The sequence below is a fragment of the Paraburkholderia sp. GAS448 genome (assembly GCF_050435685.1).
In the GTDB taxonomy this organism is placed as follows: Bacteria; Pseudomonadota; Gammaproteobacteria; order Burkholderiales; family Burkholderiaceae; genus Paraburkholderia.
The window spans coordinates 1-21,867 of record NZ_JBNDKT010000007.1 but is presented as its reverse complement, the minus strand read 5'-3'; the positions used below and the strand labels follow the sequence as shown (position 1 = coordinate 21,867).

Annotated in this window: 17 protein-coding genes and 6 pseudogenes; 16 read left to right on the top strand and 7 right to left on the bottom strand. The window is 60.0% G+C overall.

What is annotated here, in order from left to right; genetic code table 11:
• The first annotated feature begins 7 nt into the window (after positions 1-7).
• Positions 8-910 (top strand): polyphosphate kinase 2 family protein, encoded by a 903-nt coding sequence (locus P3T23_RS15285; RefSeq protein ID WP_429317007.1) that lies wholly within the window; start codon positions 8-10, stop codon positions 908-910.
• A 57-nt stretch (positions 911-967) separates the two neighbouring features.
• On the opposite strand, the pseudogene P3T23_RS15280 reads toward P3T23_RS15285, so the two are convergent.
• A pseudogene (locus P3T23_RS15280) lies at positions 968-1,309 on the bottom strand (IS4 family transposase); the annotation flags it as partial.
• A gap of 343 nt (positions 1,310-1,652) precedes the next feature.
• Between P3T23_RS15280 and tnpA the strand changes: the two are divergent.
• Positions 1,653-2,083: pseudogene (gene tnpA, locus P3T23_RS15275) on the top strand (IS200/IS605 family transposase).
• A 311-nt stretch (positions 2,084-2,394) separates the two neighbouring features.
• Here the strand turns inward: tnpA and P3T23_RS15270 are convergent.
• A complete protein-coding gene (locus P3T23_RS15270) occupies positions 2,395-2,922 on the bottom strand; it encodes a hypothetical protein (RefSeq protein ID WP_429317248.1) in 528 nt (175 codons plus the stop codon).
• Between P3T23_RS15270 and P3T23_RS15265 the strand changes: the two genes are divergently transcribed.
• The 5 genes and pseudogenes from P3T23_RS15265 to P3T23_RS15245 all read left to right on the top strand — a co-directional run.
• Entirely contained in the window at positions 2,803-3,210 is a 408-nt protein-coding gene (locus tag P3T23_RS15265; protein ID WP_429317238.1) for an NAD(P)-binding protein, read from the top strand. The genes P3T23_RS15270 and P3T23_RS15265 overlap by 120 nt on opposite strands.
• Positions 3,207-4,940: a SulP family inorganic anion transporter gene (locus P3T23_RS15260; RefSeq protein ID WP_429317006.1), complete on the top strand. Its 1,734-nt coding sequence runs from the start codon at positions 3,207-3,209 to the stop codon at positions 4,938-4,940. The genes P3T23_RS15265 and P3T23_RS15260 overlap by 4 nt, the downstream gene beginning before the upstream one ends.
• Positions 4,941-4,996: 56 nt before the next feature.
• Entirely contained in the window at positions 4,997-6,451 is a 1,455-nt protein-coding gene (locus tag P3T23_RS15255) for a DUF2252 domain-containing protein (protein WP_429317005.1), read from the top strand.
• A 305-nt stretch (positions 6,452-6,756) separates the two neighbouring features.
• Positions 6,757-7,770: a hypothetical protein gene (locus P3T23_RS15250; protein ID WP_429317004.1), complete on the top strand. Its 1,014-nt coding sequence runs from the start codon at positions 6,757-6,759 to the stop codon at positions 7,768-7,770.
• Between the two features lie 278 nt (positions 7,771-8,048).
• Positions 8,049-8,531 (top strand): annotated as a pseudogene (locus P3T23_RS15245) (tyrosine-type recombinase/integrase); the annotation flags it as partial.
• 655 nt (positions 8,532-9,186) lie between these two features.
• On the opposite strand, the gene P3T23_RS15240 reads toward P3T23_RS15245, so the two are convergent.
• The 5 genes from P3T23_RS15240 to P3T23_RS15220 form a co-directional block, all read right to left on the bottom strand.
• The gene (locus P3T23_RS15240) at positions 9,187-10,290 is read right to left on the bottom strand and encodes a porin (RefSeq protein WP_429317003.1); all 1,104 of its coding nucleotides are present in this window, start codon (positions 10,288-10,290) and stop codon (positions 9,187-9,189) included.
• Between the two features lie 97 nt (positions 10,291-10,387).
• Positions 10,388-11,638, bottom strand: a complete 1,251-nt coding sequence (locus tag P3T23_RS15235; RefSeq protein ID WP_429317002.1) for an MFS transporter — start codon at positions 11,636-11,638, stop codon at positions 10,388-10,390.
• Positions 11,639-11,728: 90 nt separating this feature from the next.
• Positions 11,729-12,694, bottom strand: coding sequence for a PDR/VanB family oxidoreductase (locus tag P3T23_RS15230; protein ID WP_429317001.1), 966 nt, complete (start codon positions 12,692-12,694; stop codon positions 11,729-11,731).
• A 12-nt stretch (positions 12,695-12,706) separates the two neighbouring features.
• The gene (locus P3T23_RS15225) at positions 12,707-13,489 is read right to left on the bottom strand and encodes an SDR family NAD(P)-dependent oxidoreductase (protein ID WP_429317000.1); all 783 of its coding nucleotides are present in this window, start codon (positions 13,487-13,489) and stop codon (positions 12,707-12,709) included.
• A gap of 85 nt (positions 13,490-13,574) precedes the next feature.
• Entirely contained in the window at positions 13,575-14,846 is a 1,272-nt protein-coding gene (locus P3T23_RS15220; RefSeq protein WP_429316999.1) for a Rieske 2Fe-2S domain-containing protein, read from the bottom strand.
• A gap of 151 nt (positions 14,847-14,997) precedes the next feature.
• On the opposite strand from P3T23_RS15220, the gene P3T23_RS15215 reads away from it, so the two are divergent.
• The 9 genes and pseudogenes from P3T23_RS15215 (at position 14,998) to P3T23_RS15175 (ending at position 21,726) form a co-directional block, all read left to right on the top strand.
• Complete coding sequence (locus P3T23_RS15215; RefSeq protein ID WP_429316998.1) at positions 14,998-15,783, top strand: IclR family transcriptional regulator; 786 nt, start codon at positions 14,998-15,000, stop codon at positions 15,781-15,783.
• Between the two features lie 1,678 nt (positions 15,784-17,461).
• Positions 17,462-17,638: pseudogene (locus P3T23_RS15210) on the top strand (polyhydroxyalkanoate depolymerase); the annotation flags it as partial.
• A 51-nt stretch (positions 17,639-17,689) separates the two neighbouring features.
• Positions 17,690-17,887 (top strand): annotated as a pseudogene (locus P3T23_RS15205) (MOSC domain-containing protein); the annotation flags it as partial.
• 53 nt (positions 17,888-17,940) lie between these two features.
• Positions 17,941-18,477 carry an ankyrin repeat domain-containing protein gene (locus P3T23_RS15200; RefSeq protein WP_429316997.1) on the top strand — a complete coding sequence of 179 codons (537 nt, stop codon included), beginning with the start codon at positions 17,941-17,943 and terminating at the stop codon, positions 18,475-18,477.
• A gap of 79 nt (positions 18,478-18,556) precedes the next feature.
• A complete protein-coding gene (locus P3T23_RS15195; protein WP_429316996.1) occupies positions 18,557-19,033 on the top strand; it encodes a DUF3331 domain-containing protein in 477 nt (158 codons plus the stop codon).
• Between the two features lie 352 nt (positions 19,034-19,385).
• A pseudogene (locus tag P3T23_RS15190) lies at positions 19,386-19,610 on the top strand (IS110 family transposase); the annotation flags it as partial.
• Between the two features lie 177 nt (positions 19,611-19,787).
• On the top strand, positions 19,788-20,657 hold the full coding sequence (locus P3T23_RS15185; RefSeq protein WP_429316995.1) for an SHOCT domain-containing protein: 870 nt from the start codon (positions 19,788-19,790) through the stop codon (positions 20,655-20,657).
• Positions 20,658-21,142: 485 nt separating this feature from the next.
• Entirely contained in the window at positions 21,143-21,385 is a 243-nt protein-coding gene (locus P3T23_RS15180) for a hypothetical protein (RefSeq protein ID WP_429316994.1), read from the top strand.
• 56 nt (positions 21,386-21,441) lie between these two features.
• On the top strand, positions 21,442-21,726 hold the full coding sequence (locus tag P3T23_RS15175) for a site-specific integrase (RefSeq protein WP_429316993.1): 285 nt from the start codon (positions 21,442-21,444) through the stop codon (positions 21,724-21,726).
• Positions 21,727-21,867 lie beyond the last annotated feature (141 nt).

Here is a 21,867-nt window from a genome sequence, read left to right as displayed (position 1 = left end):
GTGACTCATGAAAACAGAACAACTCATTGAAAAGGCCCGCAAGTTCGCGGAGCCGTTTCGTGTCAACAAGGGCAAAGACTTTCGCCTGAAGAACGCCATGCCAGGCGAGACCTTGGGCTTAGGGAATGAAGACAAGCCTCGTGCCCAGGAGGCGCTAACCATGGGCATTGAGGCGCTCGCCGAGTTACAGGACAAACTTTACGCCCAGGATAAGTGGGCCGTTCTGCTCATCTTTCAGGCCATGGACGCCGCCGGTAAGGACGGCGCCATCAAGCACGTCATGTCCGGCGTCAATCCGCAGGGTTGCCAGGTCGTCTCGTTCAAATCACCGTCCGCAGATGACCTCGACCATGACTATCTCTGGCGCTGCATGAAGTCGCTTCCAAACCGGGGCCATATAGGTATTTTCAATCGCAGCTGTTACGAGGAAACCGTCGTCGTGCGAGTGCATCCGGAAATTATGGCTAGGCAAAAAGTTCCGGTTGAACTCATCACGAAAAAGATCTGGGAACAACGCTTCGCGGACATCCGAAATTTTGAGGAGTACCTTTCTAACAATGGCGTGGTAGTGCGAAAGTTCTTTCTTCACCTTTCCAAGAACGAACAGAAGAGGCGTTTCCTCGAGCGCATCGAAATCCCGGACAAGAACTGGAAGTTCTCCGCCAGCGATGCCGTCGAGCGCGAGCATTGGGATGAGTACATGGAAGTCTACGAAGACATGATCCGCAACACCGCGACGGAAAAGTCGCCGTGGTACGTTGTGCCGGCGGACAACAAATGGTTCACCCGTGTCGTCGTGGCGGCGGCGATCGTCGAGACCTTAGCCTCTCTGGATTTGAAATATCCGGAAGTCGACAAAGACAAACTCGCTGAGCTCGCAGCGATCAAGAGGCAATTGTTAAAAGAATAGGCGGCGATGTTCGGAGTCAAGCAAGAAGAGACGATTATGCTCCCCATTAAACACTAGTCATTCGTGAGCGATTTCACGGACGTACCTAATGCCGGCGGCGAAGTCCATCACGCGCTGCAATCCTGGCCTGATCGTCTTGACTCCAGATTCGCCATCACCCTTCAGGGCGACGAAGCCGGCCAGCGTGGCGACCAGACGAATCAACTCGTTGAGGCCCAGCGGCGTCGCGGGTGGCTCCTTCTTGTGGAGAATGATCGCCGCACGCCACTGATCTGACTCAAACAGCATCGCAGCGTCGAGTTCGTGGCAGGTTCTTCTCAGCGGCATTAATCGGGCGATACGCCATGCCACAACCACGAACAACGCCAGCGTGCGCTCAAGCCGCCCCATCGATGCCATCGGTACTCGCGGGCGGTGGTGTCGCGTCGAATACGCAGTGTGACATTTCATGCAGCGTATCTATACACCCCTCACTCTCAGCGGATCCGAAGTGACCCGTTTAGCAGACTTCCACATAACAGTACGCCTGAAGATGTGACCTCACCAAGGCGTCAAAGGGAGATTGCCGCCAGCCGGACTGGCCGTTCACATGGGATACGGACGGGTTCCAACGCTTCGCCTCTTCTAACTCAGCTAACTCAGTGAGGCGAGTCCACCGGCTCTGCCGGTGGACTCGCCAAGGTTTGACCTTTACGACGGTCGGCGCGAATTTCCTGTCTCTGCCAAGAGAAGGACATTCACGATGAAAGATTATCAGAGCCTGAGTCACACGAGATGGGACTGCAAGTATCACGTAGTGTTCATCCCGAAGCGGCGCAAGAGATATTCGGCGCGTTGCGCCGGTAGCTCGGGGAAATATTTCATCAGCTGGCGTCCCACAAGGAATCAAGGATTGTCGGAGGACACCTGATGGGGGTCACGTTCACATGTGTTTGAGCATTCCGGCGAAGTATGCGGTATCGAATGTGATCGGCTACATCAAGGGGACGAGCGCAATTCAGATTGGCCGGAAGTACGGAGGTCGGCAACGGAATTTTACCGGCGAGCACTTTTGGGCTCGAGGGTACTTCGTTCCCACAGCGGGGTCTGGACGAGCACATGATGCGAGCGTACATCCGCAATCAGGAGGAAGAGGATGAGCGGTACGACCAGATGAAGCTGGTCATGGAGTAAGCCGCCATCGGCGGCTCACGGTTCTATGGGCGCCTTTGAGGCGCTCACAATTTCAAGCCACCGGCTTTGCCGGTGGTATGTGACTGCAGAAGAGGCAGTGTGTGACAGTATGGTGACGATGTGCAATGATGCCCTGTCAGCTCGTGTTCTTCAACGTCGAAGGGCTACATGACGCGCAGTGCCTCAGCTCATCTGTATCACTGTCCGCCAGAGGCACAGTGAGTCAACCCGGCTAACGGTTGTCGAGGTCCGCGCGAGGCAGGTCGAACGGGGCTGCCTCTGGCTGATGGTTCGCTCTTGTCCCGAAAACGCTATTCGAGGAACAGATGTGGATCTACCGTGTCGATGAGCCGCGTCTCGGAGTCATTCGCATTCGCGAATGGCGACACCGCGCGCGCCTTACAATCGGCCTTCTTGTTCTGCTGCTTGGCGGCTCCGCCACCGGGCTGGTCTTGCTCGATCAGTCCGATACCTCTTTCTTTAACAAGGTGTTCAAGGCGATTTGGGACGGGGTCAATCTCGTCACGACACTCGGTGACTTTACCGACTTCAATCAGCCGCAAAAGATGTTCATGCTGCTGGCCATGTTCACCACGCTGCTGATCGGCGGATTCGCGGTTTCGAGGCTTACGGGCATGCTTTCGGGCGACGATGTAATGGCTTATCGAGAGAACAGGATCATGGAACGCAAGCTCGAAGATCTCGCCAATCATGTTGTAGTGGTCGGATTTCATTCGCTCGGTGAACTCGTCGCAAACCGCCTGAGCAAAGCGGGGCAGACGGTGCTCGTTCTCGTCGGTGATCAGGCGCAGGCGGACCGCGCGGCGGATCGCGGCCATATGGTCGTGCTCGGTTCGCCGGGCGTGTTCGACGACGTGCTCAGGCATGCGCGGCTGACCAGCGCCAAGGCGCTGGTCGTGACGACGCCCGACAGCAATAACAATCTGGCCATCACCTTGCTGGCGCATACGCTGAATGGCTCGCTCGCGATTGTCGTGCCCGGCGAAAACCCGTTGAGAAAGGAACTGTTCGAGAGCGCGGGAGCATCCGACGTGGTCATTGCAGATGACATCATTGCAGATGCGCTGGTCGGCAAGCTCACAACCCACGTAGAGGCAACACCATGAAACCCGCGGTTTCGACACAGTCTCATCCGAATCGCATGCCCTTCCTGCAGGGACTACTGCCCTTCAATCCAGCGCAACTGCCACACGACGTCGTCTCCGGGATCACGCTGGCGGCCCTTGGCATCCCCGAGGTGATGGGGTACACGAAGATTTCCGGCACGCCCACCGTCACTGGTCTCTATACGATCCTGCTGCCGCTGATCGCGTTTGCGGTCCTGGGTGCCTCGCGTCAACTGGTGGTTGCAGCAGACTCCGCGACGGCTGCCATCCTCGCTGGCACGCTGACAGCCGTCGCCGCGTTGGGTAGCAAGGAGTATGTGGGTCTCACGAGCACCGTGGCGCTGACAGTCGCCGTGATGCTCGTGATTGCACGGATCTTTCGCCTCGGTTTTCTCGCCGACTTTCTTTCCCGCAGCGCCCTGATCGGCTTCCTGACGGGCGTGGGCGTGCAGGTCGCCGCAGGCGAACTCGCGGGGCTTATCGGTCTCGCGAAACAGGGGCATGGGCCAATCATGCAACTGGCCTCGGTGCTGCAGCGCGTCGCCGAGGCGAGCATGCCGACGACCGCGCTTTCGATTGCCGTGCTCGTGGTGATCGTTGGCTGCAAGCGACTGACGCCGCGTGCGCCGGGAGCGCTGATTGCGGTGATCGCCTCCATCGTGGCGAGCGGTGTGTTCAATTTCGCCGCGCATGGCATTGCGGTAACAGGCGAAGTACCCGGAGGGCTGCCGTCGCTATACCTCCCGCCGTTGCATGTGAACGAGATCAACCAGGTGCTGGTAACGGCAGCCTCGTGCTTCATCGTCATCATCGCGCAGAGCGCGGCGACGGCGCGCGCGTACGCCACCCGCCACAACGAGAAAGGCGACGACAATGCCGACATCATCGGCCTCGCGGCTGCGAACGCAGCGGCCGCATTTACGGGCACCTTCGTCGTGAACGGCAGTCCGACCAAGACTGAGATTGTCGACGATGCAGGCGGCCGCACCCAGGTTGCCCATCTGACCACGGCCGTCATCGTGCTGCTGGTGCTGCTGTTCCTCACGAGGCCGCTCAGTCTTCTGCCTGCACCCGTCCTGTCGGCCGTCGTATTCATGATCGGCGTGAAGCTGGTCGATGTAAAGGGCATGAAGGAGCTCTTTCGCATGCAGAAGGACGAATTCGTCGTCGCATTGCTCGCGGCGGGCGTGGTCGTGTTTGTCGACGTGATGCACGGCATTCTCGCTGCCGTCGTGCTGTCTCTGATTGCGCATGCGCGTCACAGCTACCGGCTGCGCACGCGCGTGTTGACGCGCAGCCCCGCCGGCCGTTGGGTCGCGCAGCGTGTCGCGCCGGATGTGCTCGCGGCGCCCGGCATCGTCGTCTACCGGTTCGAAGCGGACCTGTTCTATGCGAACACTGGCCGCTTTACGGACGAAATACTCAAACTCGTCAACGAGGCTAGTTCGCCATTGCGCTGGGTGGTGATCGACGCAACGGAGATCAACAATATCGACTACACGGCGGCCAAGACGCTGCTCCAGTTGGGCGCGGAGCTCGACCGGCGCGGCGTGGGCATAGCCGCGATCGCGATTCCGACGGGTGTGCTGCGTGAGATCGAACGGTACAAGGCACTGCATACGCGCGGCGTCCATCACGAGATCTTTGCAACAATAGATATCGCAATTGACGCACTGCAAGATATTTCGCCGCCTGCATCCGCACCTTCGCCGGACGCAAGACCGGAATGACGCACACGCAATGATGCAAAGTCGCTTTGACAGAGAACTCAAAATAGGAGTGACACGTGTCTGAATCCGCTGCTGCAAAGCACAACGAATCTGGTACGCGACCCTCTGACCCGAAGACGCTGGTGGCGCAAGGAGACCCGTCCATGCTGTTTGCGGGGCGTGGCTCGTTGGCTGCGCGCATCGAGCAGGGCAAGGCGGCGCGCGCAAAGGCACCGCGCGCGAAGCTGGCGAACTGCAAGATCGAGGATCGGGATCCCATCGCGCTGCTCGAGGCGTCCAACGCCGGCCGGGTGACGGAGCTGATACCTATCCGCTACGGACGCATGGTCGAGAGTCCATTCGCGTTCTATCGCGGTGCCGCGCCGCTGATGGCATATGACCTGTCGAAACTGCCGCATTCGGATGTGATCGTGCAACTGGGCGGCGACGCGCATCTGGCGAATTTCGGACTGTTCGCGAGCCCGGAGCGGCGCGTTCTGTTCGGACCCAACGACTTCGACGAAACGCTGCCCGGCCCCTTCGACTGGGATGTGCGCAGGCTGGCTGCATCGTTCGTGATTGCCGCGCGCGAACGTGGATTTGCGACGCGTGACCAGCGCGGCGTGGTGCGCCGGCTGTGCGAGACGTTCCGCCAACGGGTCGCGGACTTCACCCGGATGGACACGCTCGACGTCTGGTACTCCCAGTTCAAGGCGGCGGGCATGCTGGCCATTGCCGATTCATTGGAGGAAAGAAGAAGAGAGCTGGCCGTCATCGAAAAGGCGAGACAGCAGTCGTCACGTTCCCTGATGAGTCATAAAACCGAACTGGTCAACGGCAAGCTGCGCATCAAGGACCTGCCGCCGCTCGTTTATCACGTCCCGTTGGAGAGCCCGCACGATCGCAAACAATACGACGCGCAGGTCCGGCGCTTCTTCGCCGACTACCGTTTGACGCTCCCCGATGACAGGCGCGCACTGTTCGATCGTTATGAGCTGGTGGATGTGGCGATTCGCGTGGTGGGCATCGGGTCGGTGGGGACACGCTGCTACGAGGCGCTTTTCATGGCCGACGGACAGTGTCCACTGTTCCTGCAACTCAAGGAGGCCCGGGCTTCCGTACTGGAGGGTTATCTGCCGCCCAGCCGTTTTACCAATCATGGCCAGCGGGTGGTGAACGGGCAGCGTCTGCTGCAATCGGCCAGCGACATATTTCTGGGTTGGTCCAAGATGCGCCATACAGGCAACGATTTCTATGTTCGACAGTTGCGCGACATGAAGGGCGCATTCGACTTCACCACTTTCGACGTCGAAGATCTCGGCGAATACGCGGTTTCCTGCGCCCACGCGCTGGCCCATTCGATGGCGAAAGCGGGCGATCCCGCATTGCTTACCGGATATGTTGGAAAGTCGGGTGCGTTCGACGAAGCCATCGAGCGATTCGCGCTCGCTTATGCGGAACAGAATGAGGCTGACTGGACAGTTTTGAAAGCGGCAGTCAAGGCGGGACGCATCCAGGTCATTCGTCAATGAGTTTGGAGCGCCCCATCGGTTGTGCGCACCCCCGCATTTGCAGATTCACTATGGCATCTACGGGAAAAATGAAGCACCGCTGGCGTCGTCCGCCACTGCGCACTAAACCGACCCGTATCGAAGGTGAAAAGGCGGCAATGCTCGCGGGTCCTTGCCGATTGTTATTGCAATTGCGGTCCATGCTGACCGTGGCTCTATCGTTCGACGTTTCCTCGATCCCCCGTTTCGGGGATGGTCGTAGACCGCGTTCGTCCCGATGATTGACATATCGGGACGACACTGCAGCCGAACGCAACGGTGAGCCTGTGTCCACTCGTCACGACGGTCTCGTCCATTGCGGCCTATGGCCAGCCTGTGTTGAGCAGCAGGACGTACGTCACGGTCAATCGGTGGATTGCATTCGTCGGGATTGGATACCGGTTCAAATTGTCGGAGGAAATACGGTTATGAATATCGAAGCCTCAAAACGTCACCTAAGAACAGCGAGGGAGCAAGGTGCGTTGCGATTCCTGCGCGACGTGAGCCTGAGGTTTCAGCTCCGGGGGATGACTACCGACAGGAACGCCTTCGCGGACACGCTTACTCCCGTCGAGGAGGCAGATGTCGCGGTCATTCCAGGGAAGCGTGGCTATCCGGACAGGCAGCAGATCTCGGGTCAAAAGCTGGCTTTCCCCCAGGTGGTCACCATGTGCGAAGATGACGCTCGCGAAATCATATCCGCCTTGCTTGGCTGCTGGCCGGAACCGTCGCTTGCAGTTGCGAAACGCGTAGGCGTGGCAAAAATTGAGCTCGATTCCTATCTTGCCGGGCAGGGGACTTTGCCCGGCGCGGCATTGTCGCGTCTGATGGCAGTCTTCGGGCTTACGCCCGTACACCGTGAGCGTTCGACTGACGCGAAGCGCCGCGTGACGACCGTCGAGCACTATGTGCTCCTTGCGGGCAATGCTCCGGAGCGGGTTTCGACGGTCTACGACTTTCTGGTTGGAGAAGATCCAATCAGATCCAGCGTCGAGCTCGTACCGGCTGGACGCGCACCTGGCCACCGTTGGCGATACCTGCTCATCATGCGACAGCCGGACATTCCAAGTCTGATTTGTTTCCCGCGGATTGGGCACAGTGCCCGGATGTTGGACGAAGGGCAACTGCCGCAGTTTCGCGGACAACTCGCAGTAGGTCTAGCCTTCTATGATGCCGTCGAGGCACTGCGCGCCGATGTCGAACAACGGCCCACTCGCGTTCTGGAAGCGATGCGCGGGTTGTATGGGACGTGGGAAGCCGATATTGGACAGATAGGCGCCCGGCTGCAACGTATCGGTTAAGAAGCTGTGAAGGACGTACCAGGAATGCAAAGGACGCGGCCGTTTCCCACTAGCCGCCGCTCGCCATCTCCGCCAAGTGACTATTCGAGCGGCGGCTCCGCACTCGGAAGCGGCCATTGGCGCAATGTCGGTTCGAATGACGGCCCGGGGTCGCAGAACGAAACCGCTCGCGCGGTAAAGGGCTCCGGCCCGCGATAGCGGTAATGGAGGGGAAACCGACTCTGTTTTCATGTTGAAGGGCGAGGCAATCCGCCTCGTCAGTCAACGGGAGCAGAGTCATGACCCACACCAGACAGGGCATCAGCCCGCTGCGCCAGCGCATGATCGACGACATGCGCATGCGCCAGCTTTCCCCCAGGACGCAAGCCAACTATCTGCGCATCGTGCGCGAGTTTTCCCGGTTTCCCGGTCGCTCGCCCGATACCGCCACCGTCGAGGACCTTCGGGACTACCAGCTGCATCTGGTGGATCACGGCACGTCGCCTGTTTCGCTGAACGCCGCGATCAGCGGGCTGAAGTTCTTCTTCGAAGTCACGCTCGGCCAGCCCCAGCTGATGGCCAGGATGCAGCCCGTTCGTGTGCCGCGCAAGTTGCCCGTCATACTGAGCCCGGACGAGGTGCGGCGGCTCATCGCGGCAGCCGGGAACCTGAAGCATCAGACCGCGCTGTCAGTCGCCTATGGCGCCGGATTGCGCGTGAGTGAGGTGGTGGCGCTGAAGGTCAGCGACATCGACAGCCAGCGGATGACGCTGCGCATCGAGAACAAACCTTAAGAGAACCAGAGCTTTGCGGCCATCGTGCGACGGCAACGTCTGCAACGGGCGCTGCTCGCCGTGCTACATGCGAGCGACCATGAATTCGGCCAGGGGGCCCAGTTTGATCTTGGCATCTGTACCCCCGCCGATCGGGACGTGCTCGCACGCGGTTTGGCGTTGTTATGAGGTTTGACGTGTCGCCGCCCCTGGCTAACACGCTAACACCATTGGGCGAATGGCCGCTTCGGCCGGGAACTTGCCGACCAGGGCGGAAAGGTCGTTCACTGCCGTTATGTCACGGTCAAAGCTGCCGTTCGCCCGAACTGCCCGTATGTTGTCAGCTGAACGGCATATACCGGCCGTTCAATTGTTGATGGGCCAACGGCCGAAGGGGACATTGATGCGTTAGCAAGTGCGGCCATTCGCAATGTCTGCTTTCGACGCGCCTACGCAAGACACTGCTTTCGAACCTTCGAGCGGCACTGCGCCGTGCTCCGGTATCACGTCGCGTCGTTATGCGGGTCTGCTGGATCTACTCAACTCCTCAGACCGAAATGGCTTGAGGAAATCGCGCAGATCAGATGCTTTACGCGTTCTCTCGCCGACTGGTCGCGCCGTCGCCGCGTGTGTCGCAGCGACAAACGCCGCTCACAGTGGCAACCTAGAACGTATGCACAATCCCGATTGCGATCGCTAGCTGATTTGCACCTGTCGCCACGGGTGTCGTCGACCCCGTCGCACTCAATGCAGCCCTTGCACTGTTTATCACGTAAGTCACATCGGTATACAGTGCTGTCCTTTTGGAGAGCCAGTAATCAGCATTGACCCCGGAACTCAGCGCGTGCGCCGATACCATGCGATACGAGTGATAGTAGGACGCCGCCGAAAGTTGAAGTTGCTGCGTCACCTTATACCGTAGCCCGCCAAATGCCATGTACTGTGGTGGTGAGGCCTGCAGCGTAGCCACGATTGTGTTGAGCACCAGTTCGTAACCGCCATAGAGGGTTGCGTCGCCGATCTGCCAGGATCCTCCCGCCATGTACCGGCGCTCGCTATCGCTCGCCGATGCGGCACTCTGGCCCTGCCGCTGTTCAAAGGCAAACGTCAGGTTGATGGGTCCCTGACGATAGCGGGTTCCGACGTCATACTGCTTGCCAATTCGGAACGCCCCCGGAACCTGTCCGCCGTCGGGCACCGTGGAGTCATAGCCGAAGCTGTAAAGAAAATTTGCCTCGAACGGTCCCACATGACCAAGGTACGCAATGGCATTATCGGCCCGCCCGACGAACTGGGAATCCTGTGCCGAAAGCCCGTAACTCGAATAGTTCAGCGGATCGAGCGGAAGGAAATAGCGGTACATCGGCGTCATCTGACGTCCAGCCATCACCGTGCCAAAGCGATCCGACTCGAGACCGACAAACGCCTGTCGACCGAACAGCCGGCCACCTTGCTGTAGCGCTCCGCTATTCGTGGCAAATCCTGATTCAAGCGTGAAGATCGAACGCATGCCGTCGCCGAGATCTTCCTTTCCGGTAATGCCCCAGCGCGAATTGATACGGTTACCGGTGTTGAGCCTGAATAAGTCGCCCGACCCTTGCTTCGCCGCATGACTCACATATTCAATTCCGGAATCGACGATCCCGTAGAGGGTAACTGAGGACTGTGCATGCGCACCGACGCTCACGCCTCCTCCGATTCCGCAGGCGAGAAGAATCTTCAATGATCGGGTCGCGCTGTTTGACTTCACCGTTAGTCTCTTTTTCATATTTCTCGTTATTTAACTCAGTAGTGCGAATTTACAAAAATTGATCGGACCGGAATGAGAAGACCCGATGGTTGATCACTTCTGCTTTAGTGCACCCTCATTCACGTGCAATGTGCCTGCTGACAAAGAACATCGCAACGACGCCCACCAGTGGTCCGACGGCAAGTGTAAGCAGCGAGAGCATGAACGAATGGGTATTACCATACACATGGCCCACCGCAAGAGGAGATACGGCACTTCCCATCTGCCAGATAGCATTGGTCCATCCGGCGCTGGCACCGGCGAGGCGCTTGCCTGCCGCATCGCTGACCTGTGCCATCAGAACGGGAAGGTAGCCAAACGAGAACGCGCCCAGTATCGGAGCCACCAGATAAAACTGTGCTGTTGTCGAGCAGTTACCAAAAACCAGCAGTGTGACCATGAAAGCAAGGAGACAGAGGATCGACATCAGCCTGCGTGAGACTCCGGGCAGGTCGGAAATCCATCCAAGTGTCGGTTTGGCGATCACCGCCCCAATTCCAAACGACGCAATGATGGAGCCCGCCACGACCGGTGGAATGCCATACTGTCTGGTCATCAACGCATTGCCCCACGCGCCGAAACCCACGGTCGCCCAAAGACCCCCGCATCCGGCGATGGCAAGGATGATCAGATTGCGGTTCCGCAGCAGGCCTAGCATCTCCTTCGCGCTGTTTCGCGCAGGCGACAGATCGTTTGCCGGGCGGTTCTTCAACAGCAACAGCGCGACAATGCCCCAAGCAAACGTAACGACGCCGAGCATCCGGAAAGCATTGGACCACCCGTGTTGCGCGGAAAACGACGGCACCACGGCATTGGCGATGACCACTGCCAGTGATGTGGCAGTCGTGTAAATACCCATGGCGCGACCACGGTCCCGCGTAAACCAGGCGGGAATGATTTTCATGCCGGCGGAATAATCGGCGCCGGCGGCAAAACCCATGGCAAGCTGGATCACGATCCCAGTCATCAGCGTATGGGTAAAGCCGAAACAGAAGGTGAAGACGCCTAGCGGCAGCAGGGCCAGCGTCAGCATCGCCCGCCCGCCAAGCAGGTCGGTCAGAATGCCGCCGACCACGTTGGCAAGGACGTAGCCCGCGTAGAAGGCTGTTACGAACGCGCCGAGCAAGGCGACGTCCAGCCCAAGCGAAGCGCCCACGGGCGCGGCAACCGTGCTCCACGCCACCCGGTCGATGTAGCTGAGCAGGAACGCCGCCCATACGATGAACAGTGCAACCCACCGGTAACTGCTCGCCTCTGTGCCTGCGGAGGTGCCCGCAGCCCAGACTCCGCTGGATACGTCGCCAGACGACGTCAGATTTTTCTCCATGACTCCTCCGATGCAAGGCGTGCACGCGGCCGCCGTGTTGTTCTGATTCTTGATCCAGCCTGTCGAGGCAAGCTGGCATACGTCCCACTGTTACAGATCGAGCACGAGCATCCGCGATCTCGCGCGTGAACAGCACGGCAGGAACTGATCGTTGCGAGCCTGCTCGATGGGTGAGAGGTACAGATCGCGATGATCGGGCTCCCCATCCAGTACCCGCGTAACACACGTCCCGCAAATGCCCTGCTCACACGACACCGGCACGTCCACGCCGGCTTCGGCGAGCGCCTGAACAACGGTCCGACCGGCAGGAACCGACACGACACGACCCGAGCGTGCCAGCCGGACATCGAAAGAAACCTCATCGCCGGTGGCTGCCGGGGCCCCGGCAAAATACTCGTAGTGCAAGCGGTCAGCAGGCCAACCCAGCGAACGCGCTGTGTCGAGCACTGCGTTCATGAAACCCTGCGGACCGCATACATACAGATGCCGGTCGGGTTGCGGATTGACCAGCAGCGCATTGAGGTCAATGTGCTGGACTTCTTCACCATCATCGAAGTGATACTGCGCCCGGTCTGCCCACGAAGAACCCGCGATCCGTTCCGCAAAAGCCGCGCGAGCGCGTGATCTGGCGCAGTAGTGCAGACTGAACGCGGCTCCCTCGCGACCCAGATGCTCGGCCATGCACAGCAGCGGCGTCAGGCCAATGCCTCCCGCGAACAGCAGATGTTCGACATTGCCTTTCGCGAGCGCGAAATGATTGCGTGGCGCACTGATCTGAATCTCGTCACCCTCGTGCACGGCATCGTGCATGCCCGCCGAGCCGCCACGCGATGCCGCATCGCGCAAGACGGCGATCTGATACCGATGACGCTCCGACGGTGCGTTGCATAGGGAGTAGTGTCGGATCAGACCAACTGGCACGTGCACCTCGATATGTGCACCCGCCTCAAACGTGGGCAGATCGCCTCCATCCAGGCTGACGAGTTCGAAGCTGACAATGCCTTCAGCCTCGGCACGCCGACGCGCAACGCGCACGGTAAACATGGAATTATTCATGCCGACCGTCCGTTACATAACCGACAGACCACCGTCGACCATCAGCGTCGTACCGGTGATGAACGATGCTTCGTCGCTCGCGAGCCAAAGAATCGGCCAGGCGATCTCTTCGGGCGCTGCCCACCGCCCGATCAACGACGTATCCTGCCGCTGCGTTTTGAGCGCCTCGACGCTGTTGCCAGCGGCGCGCGCCCGGTTGACGTGAAAATCGGTGAGTGTGGAACCCGGACAAACCGCGTTCACGCGCACTCCATGCGCCGCTTCCTCAAATGCGAGTGTGCGTGTCATCGCCAGCATGCCGGCCTTGGTCGCGTCGTAGAGGCCCATGCCCTTTCGACCCGTTACGGCGTAGCAGGACGACACATTGACTATGCTGGCCGAACCCGACTTGCGCAGTAAAGGAAGCGCCGCCTTGCAGTAGTTCGATGTGCCTATCAGATTGACCGACACCATGGCCTGCCACTCGGCCGGCGTCGCCTCCGCGAGCGGGCTGTAGTTGCGCATAGCGGCATTGTTGACCAGCACGTCGAGCCGGCCGAACGAATCCGCAACAAGCTGCGCCGCGCGGACCGCATCGTCTGCGCTGGACACATCGGCCACGAACGTCTTGATCCGGGCGAATGGATCCAGCCCGATCAGTTCGTCAGCAACACGCGCCAGCGCCTCCTGGTTCGCATCGACCAGCACGACGGCCGCACCCTCGCCACAAAACACGCGAGCCGTCGTGGCTCCAATTCCGCCACCGCCACCGGTGATCAACGCGACCTTGCCTTGAAGTCTTGTACCTTGCTGCATTTCATGCCGGCGTTGCGCCGGCCTCCTTGTTGCGGAATACGCAAACGGTGACCGAGGAAGCCGGGCACGCGCCCGGCTCGGGAAATCAGATCGAGTAGATCGGCTGCCCCTTGCCGTCAGCAAGGTGGATCACAGCCCATTCCTGCGGCTTCTGATCTCGTGGCAACAAGGCGCCTGCTGCGCGCACGCGCTGCTGATCGGCGTCGATCGCGGGCGGATCGGAATCGGGGAGCAGCACCGTCGCCGCCTCGTAAAGCATGCGACGCGCCATCACGATCGCACGGTCGGTCGGCAGCAGCTTTTCCTTGCTGTGGTCCTGGATCGGCCCCATGCTTTCCTGCAGCGAGGCATCCTGCATGGCAAAGCCGAATACGCCCGAATAAGCCCGCTTTTCCTTCTGCGCCTGGCGGTCGATGAGGTAATCGTTGTCCTTGTTGGCCTTCGGACGGAACGTGCCCGGTTCGTATTCGCAGTGGATCCCTTTGCCCGCCTCGAGGTCGCTCAACTCCTGCTCGCTCAACGGACGGTCGGGACGGAAGTTGATGCTCCAGGCCCAGCAGGTGTGGTCGTCGATCGGGACCCACACGTGGCCCGCCAGCGAATGGTCGCCGAACGGCGGGATCAGCGTGTACCACGGGAACAGCCACTGCGTCACACGCCAGTAGTACGAATCCGGTTCGCCATTGCGGCGGCCGAACAGGGTCAGGCCAAATTGCGTCTTCTCGATTTCGAAGATCACATTGCCATCTGCCTTGATGTAGTCGAGAGCTTTGGTGCCCTGATGCATCGGGTCTTCATCGACCTCGTAGCGATGTACATACGACACGTGGCTCGTATCGATCCCACCTTCCATCGCCTGCAGATAGTTCGATTCCTGGAGTCGCTTGGAAACGAACACATGACTTGCGGGGAGGTTGCACCACTCGAGATCAGGGGGCGCCGGCTGACGGTCCTTCGGCCCCATGTAGGCCCAGACGATTCCCGCGCGCTCGATGCACGGATAGGCCGTGATGCCCATGTGCTTGCACGCCTGGGGCGCGGACGGCACCTCGACACAGTTCCCGTTGCGATCGAATTTCAGGCCGTGGTACGCGCAACGGATGCCGTTTTCCTCGTTACGACCGAAATACAGCGATACGCCGCGATGCGAGCAGAACTCGTCGATCAACGCCGGGTTGCCTTCGGAGTCACGAAACGCCAGCAGTTTCTCGCCGAGGATCTGCACTCGCACCGGCGGGCAGTCCCGCTCGGCAATCTCGCTCGTCAAAAGCACCGGCACCCAGTAGCGGCGCATCAGATTGCCCATCGCGGTTCCCGGGCCTGTGCGCACCAGGGTTTCTGACATGTTCCTGTCCATCTTTTCCTCCCGAATCAGGTTTGCGTTTTGTCCGCTGTGTGAGAATATTGTTTCATTGTACGGACAGATTGACTGGAGTCAAGCACTCGGCACCCAGGAGTTTCACTACAATGCGCAATCAGCCCGAGGCAGAGAGAACAGGAAATTTCCGATGGAAGAAAAAAAATCGCATGAAAGTGTGCGCGCGGTAGAAAGAGCGCTGGAAATTCTTCTTGCGTTCCGGCCCGGAGACGAAGAACTGTCGGTGGCGGAACTGCTTACCCGTGTGGATCTGAGCCGACCGACGTTGTACCGGTTGCTCAACACACTCGAGCAACAGGGGTTTCTCTTCTCGTCCGGGGAGCCACAGCGTTTTCGACTCGGCAGTGCCGTCGCACACCTGGCGCATGTCTGGATGACGAGCCACCGCGTCGCGGAGCTTGCGCAGCCCATGTTGCGCAGGCTGTGGGAAGCGACGGGAGAAACGGTGGCCCTTTTCGTGCCTGACGACGTGAACCGGTTGTGTGTCGCAGAAATGGAAAGTCCGCAGCCGCTGAGTTTCCGGCGCGGCGTCGGCTACCGCGAAAAGCTCGTGCTCGGCGCGAGTGGCCGGTCGATCCTGTCCCAGATGCGGCTTCCCGCTGAAGAACTAGGCCGCTACATCTCCGATTCGAAACAGGATGTTGAGCGCATGCTCGCCGATCTGGAAACAATCCGCACACAGGGCTTTGCAACGAGCCGCCATGAATTGATTGACGGTGCCGTCGCGGTCGCCGCACCGTTCTTCAACGGAGCAGATCAGGTAGCGGGTTCGATCTGCATATTCGGCCCGAGCGTGCGCGTCACTGATGAGCGGATCGCGCAGTTTGCCGAGCTGCTCAAACATGAAGCAGCGAACCTGTCGCGAGCCCTGGGGCAGCAGGCAAGGCAGGTTCGCGTAAAGGCAGGTTCCCGTTAATAAGGACACGCTGTGCGATGTCGCGCGAGCGCTTCGATCGACGTGTCGGTGGCTGCAAAGGGATGCGATGGCTGCTGCCGCCAAAACGTTCGCCCGACGAGACCTCCAACGAAAGTTCAGTGTCGAGAGTAAGCATCCCGACTTCTCCGAAGCCGACGTTGCAAGTCGACGAATAACACTCGGGCGCGAACGTCCAGAATGGCCGACGACCCGCCCGATGACATGGCTCAAGAATGGTCGCTGTCAGAGGTCAAGCCGACGTCCAGATATCTGCGCAACGGCGCGAATGAACGGCCCTGGTTGGCCCGACTTCTGCCCCACGGTCGCAACACTCAAGTTGTTCGGAATCGAGCGTCTGTACAGCGAAGGGTTTTACGAGATCTCGCAGCGCATGCGCAACCGTCCGGACTACCTGCCCGATCGCTACAGCGCGCGCAACAAATCGCATCCTGTGGTGGGTATGCGGCCACCGTCGAACATGACGCCCAGCAACCCATTCTGTCGCCGACGACATCGAAATCTGGCACAGATGTAACCAGTACAGGTGGCAATGTTCACCGGATATGCCAGCAACTTTGCTGCTGAGTCATCGCGACGAGGGGGATGTGAAATCCGCCTCCGTTGCTGCGAGAAGTCGAGTCCATGCGGTGAAGCGGCATTTTCAGAACCCGGTATGGAATTTTTCTGCCGTCGTCTGCGCTGCTCGGGAAGCATCTCCACTTAACGCAAAAACCCGCAAACCCAAGCCAGGCTTGGTGGGCCGGGTGGGAGTCGAACCCACGATGTCCTTTCGGAGGCGGATTATGAGGCCACACCAATATTCCATAAAATCAAAGCATTACGCGATTTTCCGCTCCGCAAACATGCTCGATTAGCGCCCTGGAAGGCCCTGCAAATCAAGAATTGGGCGGTCGATTTGCGGAGCGGTTCCGAGAGGGCGCGCCGCGAGCTGATGCACAGCCGCAAAGCTGCGCTGTGCCCCTCGCGCATCTGCAACGACCAGCCACGCTCGCGCGTTCGGAAGGCTGTGCCAAATGGTCTGGTAAATGTAGCAAAGTCATCATGGGCACGTGAGGCTTGAATGCTTAAAGCCCGCGATGAAATTTTTCTTCTCCCGAGAGATATCAAAATCGTAATCGCAGGGTCAGTGTGAGGTCACGTTTGCCGGACGAAAATGGGTGCATCGGTTCTGTTCAGCGCCGTGTTCGAAAGGACCGCGCGTGAATGATGCAGCCAATCGATGCTGATTGCGCCGGTTCTGGCGCATGTTCGCGCGAAAGCTCCGTCCAGCGGACCCTCGCGCTCCGACTGCGCTCGTCGCGCTCGGCCATAACTCCGCCTGACGGTCCGGAGAATGAATCGTATGGCCATTGCGTGGCAGTAGACAACGTGCGCGTGGCAGTTTTCGACGCATCCTTTCGATTGTCGTCGCGTCTGTCTGTAGGCAGACTGGATTCGTCCGGGTAATGCGAGTCGAGGAGAATGACATGAGGGTTGCGCAGAGGTTCTTACACTGGACCATCGAAAAATGGCCATCTCGCACCTATGACTGTCCGTGTCCCTCAATTTCACCGTGTCGTCCAGCAGCGCAAGCGCTGTCAAGTTAAACGGGACGTCGTCACGCTCTACGCGCTTTTGCGCCGCCCTCATGCGAACAAGCACTTATCCGGGAGCACCCATGCTCTATCAACTGCACGAATTCCAGCGGGCTCTGCTCAGTCCGCTGACCGCCTGGGCCCAGGCCGCGTCGAAATCCCTTGCAAATCCGGCCGGCCCTCTTGCCTATGTCCCAGGCGCCACCCGTCTTTCCGCAAGTTACGAATTGCTCTACCGGCTGGGCAACAATGCACGGAAAGCCGTGAGGGAGCGGGCTGAACCGCTGGCGGCGTAGTCAAACCGCTGGCGGGCCATCGGCGCGGTCGTGCTCGAAATCAAACAGCGGACTCAACGATGCGTCATGACAACACTTGCGCAGGGCGATCTGCCCAAGGATCTCTCTATCCTTAAGGCTATTTACAAAAATAACGGCGGCACGATTGGCGTCTACTCGGAGCCGGTGAAAGCGGGCACGGTGCATGTGAACGACAGCCTTGAATTAATCTGATCGGTGACGAAACGGCCACCGCGTCCGGCACTACCATATAGAGGAGTACGAATATGCAAGCCACCGTCCGCAACGCCTCATCAGCTGCCGAGCTCGACGACGAAGCGATGGAATTCGCGAACGCTGTATTCGATCTCGCGCGTTCCGGCGACTTTGAAGCGCTCAATGTGCTGCTGGGCAACGGCCTGACGCCGAATCTGCGCAATCATCGCGGCGACAGTCTGCTGATGCTCGCCGCGTATCACGGGCATCTGGAAACGGTGCGCGTGCTGCTGCAGCATCGCGCCGACCCGGATCTGCGCAACGCCAATGGGCAGACCCCGGTCGCGGGCGCCGCGTTTAAGGGCGATCTGCCGATGATCAAGCTGCTGCTCGCATACGGTGCCGATATCGAAGGCGCATCGCCCGACGGGCGTACCGCGCTAATGATCGCGGCGATGTTCGACCGCACCGCGATCGTCCAATATCTCGTCGGCCGCGGCGCCAATCTCGACGCGACTGATACATCGGGCGTCGGCGCGGCCGATGCGGCACAGCGGATGGGCGCCTCTAACGCGCTGGCGCTATTGCAGGAATTGAAGTCAACGTAGCTCGGCCCGCTGATCCTGAGCGCTTCGGCCAGCGAGCCGCACCGACGCAGCTGAATCTTACGGATGGCCGGACACGCCCATGCGCGAACGGTACCCCGATCATTTCTGTGTGAGTTTGATAATGCTTGCCGTTGAACCGAAAGATCTGGCAGTAGCGGAAACCCAAAGACAGGACACGCGTTGGCAAATCATCGCTCGCGCCCTGCTACATTGCCCGCGCAGTGAAGCCGTCAGCGTGCCGGCGACCTGTCGCGAACGGCGCCCGGCAACCGGATCGCAAGACGCATCCGTGCGCCTGCTCGAATGTCTTTCCGATCGAACCGTACTGATCGAATGGAGCAGTCCGACCGGCTGCCGCTATGGCGAACAAACATGGACGCGCGCCAACGCGACCGCCGCGGGCACATGCGCACTCAGTGGCAAGCCCGTGGCCCGCGGTGACGCAATCTTTCGACCGCGCCGCCCTCTGAACAGTGGTGGTAACGCACTCGCAATGATTCTTGCTACAGAAATCGATGAAGCGAAGAAAACGATGTCTGCGGATGGATATATCTGACCCGTAGAAAGACCTCATTTGCGCGCTACACTTCCGGATCTCCAGAGCGGCCGTAGAAATTGTGTAGTTCGGCCTACGGGCGGATGGTCCCACTGGAGTGCCGGCACACGTGCCATTCACGCTCCAAATGCCGCACCCGCGCGACCGCGGTTAATAGTAGGTCAGGCCGGCGGACCCGACCGGTCACCCGTGCATGGGAGCGCTTGCTGCGTTTGCAGGTGCGCTTGATGCCTTTTCGTCTAATATGGCCGGGCTATTCGCGCTTCGCCGCGAACGACGCAGCCAGAAAAACTTTACTAACGAATTCAACAGATGGATGACTATTTCCCCTTCGATGCAGGCGACGTGGTGTCTTTCTGTACTGCATCGAGCGTGAATCGCTCGTGCTTGATCGTACGAAGACCGTCAACCAGGTGCGCGGATTTCTGCTTGAATTCGGTATCGGCCTGCCGGTCGGTAATGCGGTAAAACCGTCATCACGCGTCTGCCGGCGACGCTCGCCGTGCATTTGCTCCCGCCGCGTCTGGTCGCGATCCTCGAGCGCCTGCATGCCCATTTCAAGTACCTCGATGAACAGACCAGGTGGCCTGCGAATATTTCGAAATTCGCTGCTGCGATGGCGCCGGTGCACGGAACTGTTCCCCAGCCACGTTGCCTAATTTTCGCAATCCTCGCTGAAATACCCCGTCTGGCACGGAACAAGCGGCGCTGCGGTTTATATAACCCGGTGTCGGAAGAAACATGAGTGGATTAAATGCGAAAACTCACCCCAGCCGGCCAGCAATTGATCGAAGAAGTAGCCCAGCGACATGGGTTCAGCACGGATGCCGTGATGAGCATGCTGGAGTCTGTGATCCACGGTAACGGCAGCATGGCCCAGTTCAATCACCCCGAATTTGGTGGCTCCGGCCAGTGGATGCAGGGGGGAATGACCATGGTCTCCGACATGTTTAACAACTACCTGAAAGGCCGGGTCGATGGGCTCTGTTTCGAGCTTTCCCGCCTGATGGCAAACCAGCCCGACCTTATTCGCAGCGGCAACTTCCAGTCGCAGAGCCAAGGTACCCAGCAGCAGGGCAACTACGGTGGTGGCCAGCAACAACAGCAGGGCGCTGGTTACGGTGGCAGCACCCAGCAGCAGACTGCAGCCGGACCGGTCGAACCGGTGAGTCTGTTCGTTCCGCCCGCGCCCGGCACCTCTGGCGACTGGTGGCCCGCTGATCTGGGGCGGCCCAACAGCACCGGCGCGCAGAACGACGTCCGCTATGCCTACTTCGCACAGCCCCGGCGCCTGGCGATCGAAGTGAACGGCAAGGTGACGACTTACGATACGCTCGATCACCAGATCAGCGGCTTCTCACAGCAGCAGTCCCGCGGCGCGTCCCTCACATTCGCGAGCCAGCACGGCCTGGTTGCTGTCGCCAGCCTGCCGGTTGCCTCGGTCGGTGGGGTTCCGCAGCCGGCGTCGCCGCCGGTGCAGGAGGAGCCCGTCAGCACTCAGTCTGTCGCCCGCGAGGCAGACGTGTTCGCCACCATAGAGAAGCTCGCCCAACTGCACGCGAAGGGGATTCTCAGCGATGAGGAGTTCGCCGCCAAGAAGACGGAGCTGCTGAGCCGTTTGTGAGCGTCCCGTCATCGCGCAGCGCAGCCGGGGCACGATTTCTACCTGGCTGAAACGCCCACACCTCTCCCCCGTCGCCCTCTCCACCTGGTGGGCCCTAAGGCGATATCGCGGCCAAAGGGGGCCGTTTGCTACTGAAGCACGCAGTGCGAGGGGAGCGGCCGCTCAAGCCAAACAACGGCCATACGCGACAGTTCTCGTCTCAACGGCTGCTCAGGGTCCGATCAGCGCCATTCGAACCGCAGTGCGCGGACGCTTGACGTGCGTAAATTTCCGGATCCTGAGACGCCCCCTCATGAGCAGGCTGGTTCAATAAACGGCCGGACGCATCCAGAAAAGCGCGGCGAACCGGTTTCTGTCGACTGGTTCGCCGCGCTTTTTGTGTCCCCACTACTATTGATAAAGCGGTTATCAAGAGTACGGTGCCACGCTCGAACGGTGAGCTTTTGCAGGTATTGCCGGTGAGCCCTTTCAGGAGAACCCGCCCGATGTCTTCCCCGCTGTCCCCGATCGCCGGCGCGCAGGGCGCGCTGCAGCTGCTCCCCGAGACCGATCCGGTCGCGGAGATGATCCGGCGCATCGTCCGCCTCGAAGCCACGCCCGACGGCAGGAGCGTGCTGCTGGTCGACACCGACTCGCGCAGGCCCGGCCTCCACCGCGAGGTCCGTTACGAAATCACGCCGGCGGAGCTGATCGCCGCGATCCGCACGCAGGGCGCCGATGTCTCCTGACACCCCCTCCGGCCGGTCGCAGCACAGGAGGCGCGGGCGCGTCGCGAACCCTGACGGTGGCAGAATTCCATCAGCACGCCGCGGTGCCGGCGGAAGCGGAGTGGTTCGCCAATCTCGACAACCCGCGCACCCGCCGTGCGCACCGGATCGACCTGCGGGACTGCGTGGATTTCGCCGGGATCCGGCAGCCGGACGAGTTCCGCATCGTCACGCGCGCCCACTTGCTGGCGTGGCGCAAGGTGCTCGAGGCCCGCGCGCTGTCGAGCGCGACGATCCAGCGCAAGCTTGCCGCATTGTCGTTACTGTTTGAGTACACAAGCCAGGATCGCCAGATCGCATGAGGCACCAAGCGGCCAGGAACTGACAATCGCCGGTAGAAACGGGATGTGGATAGCGTCAACTGTCTTGTCCGGTCGTCGACAACTATGTTGTCCGGTCGACGGGGGTAATTGTCGTGATCATGGGTTCATAGTTGTCGTCGC

What these genes read in the sequence shown, in the direction of transcription:
- P3T23_RS15285 (WP_429317007.1), top strand. Translation starts at nt 8, where the DNA reads ATGAAAACAGAACAACTCATTGAAAAGGCCCGCAAGTTCGCGGAGCCG.
- P3T23_RS15270 (WP_429317248.1), bottom strand. Translation starts at nt 2,922, where the DNA reads ATGGCCGCGATCCGCCGCGCGGTCCGCCTGCGCCTGATCACCGACGAG.
- P3T23_RS15260 (WP_429317006.1), top strand. Translation starts at nt 3,207, where the DNA reads ATGAAACCCGCGGTTTCGACACAGTCTCATCCGAATCGCATGCCCTTC.
- P3T23_RS15240 (WP_429317003.1), bottom strand. Translation starts at nt 10,290, where the DNA reads ATGAAAAAGAGACTAACGGTGAAGTCAAACAGCGCGACCCGATCATTG.
- P3T23_RS15235 (WP_429317002.1), bottom strand. Translation starts at nt 11,638, where the DNA reads ATGGAGAAAAATCTGACGTCGTCTGGCGACGTATCCAGCGGAGTCTGG.
- P3T23_RS15230 (WP_429317001.1), bottom strand. Translation starts at nt 12,694, where the DNA reads ATGAATAATTCCATGTTTACCGTGCGCGTTGCGCGTCGGCGTGCCGAG.
- P3T23_RS15225 (WP_429317000.1), bottom strand. Translation starts at nt 13,489, where the DNA reads ATGCAGCAAGGTACAAGACTTCAAGGCAAGGTCGCGTTGATCACCGGT.
- P3T23_RS15220 (WP_429316999.1), bottom strand. Translation starts at nt 14,846, where the DNA reads ATGGACAGGAACATGTCAGAAACCCTGGTGCGCACAGGCCCGGGAACC.
- P3T23_RS15215 (WP_429316998.1), top strand. Translation starts at nt 14,998, where the DNA reads ATGGAAGAAAAAAAATCGCATGAAAGTGTGCGCGCGGTAGAAAGAGCG.
- P3T23_RS15200 (WP_429316997.1), top strand. Translation starts at nt 17,941, where the DNA reads ATGCAAGCCACCGTCCGCAACGCCTCATCAGCTGCCGAGCTCGACGAC.
- P3T23_RS15195 (WP_429316996.1), top strand. Translation starts at nt 18,557, where the DNA reads ATGCGCGAACGGTACCCCGATCATTTCTGTGTGAGTTTGATAATGCTT.
- P3T23_RS15185 (WP_429316995.1), top strand. Translation starts at nt 19,788, where the DNA reads ATGCGAAAACTCACCCCAGCCGGCCAGCAATTGATCGAAGAAGTAGCC.
- P3T23_RS15180 (WP_429316994.1), top strand. Translation starts at nt 21,143, where the DNA reads ATGTCTTCCCCGCTGTCCCCGATCGCCGGCGCGCAGGGCGCGCTGCAG.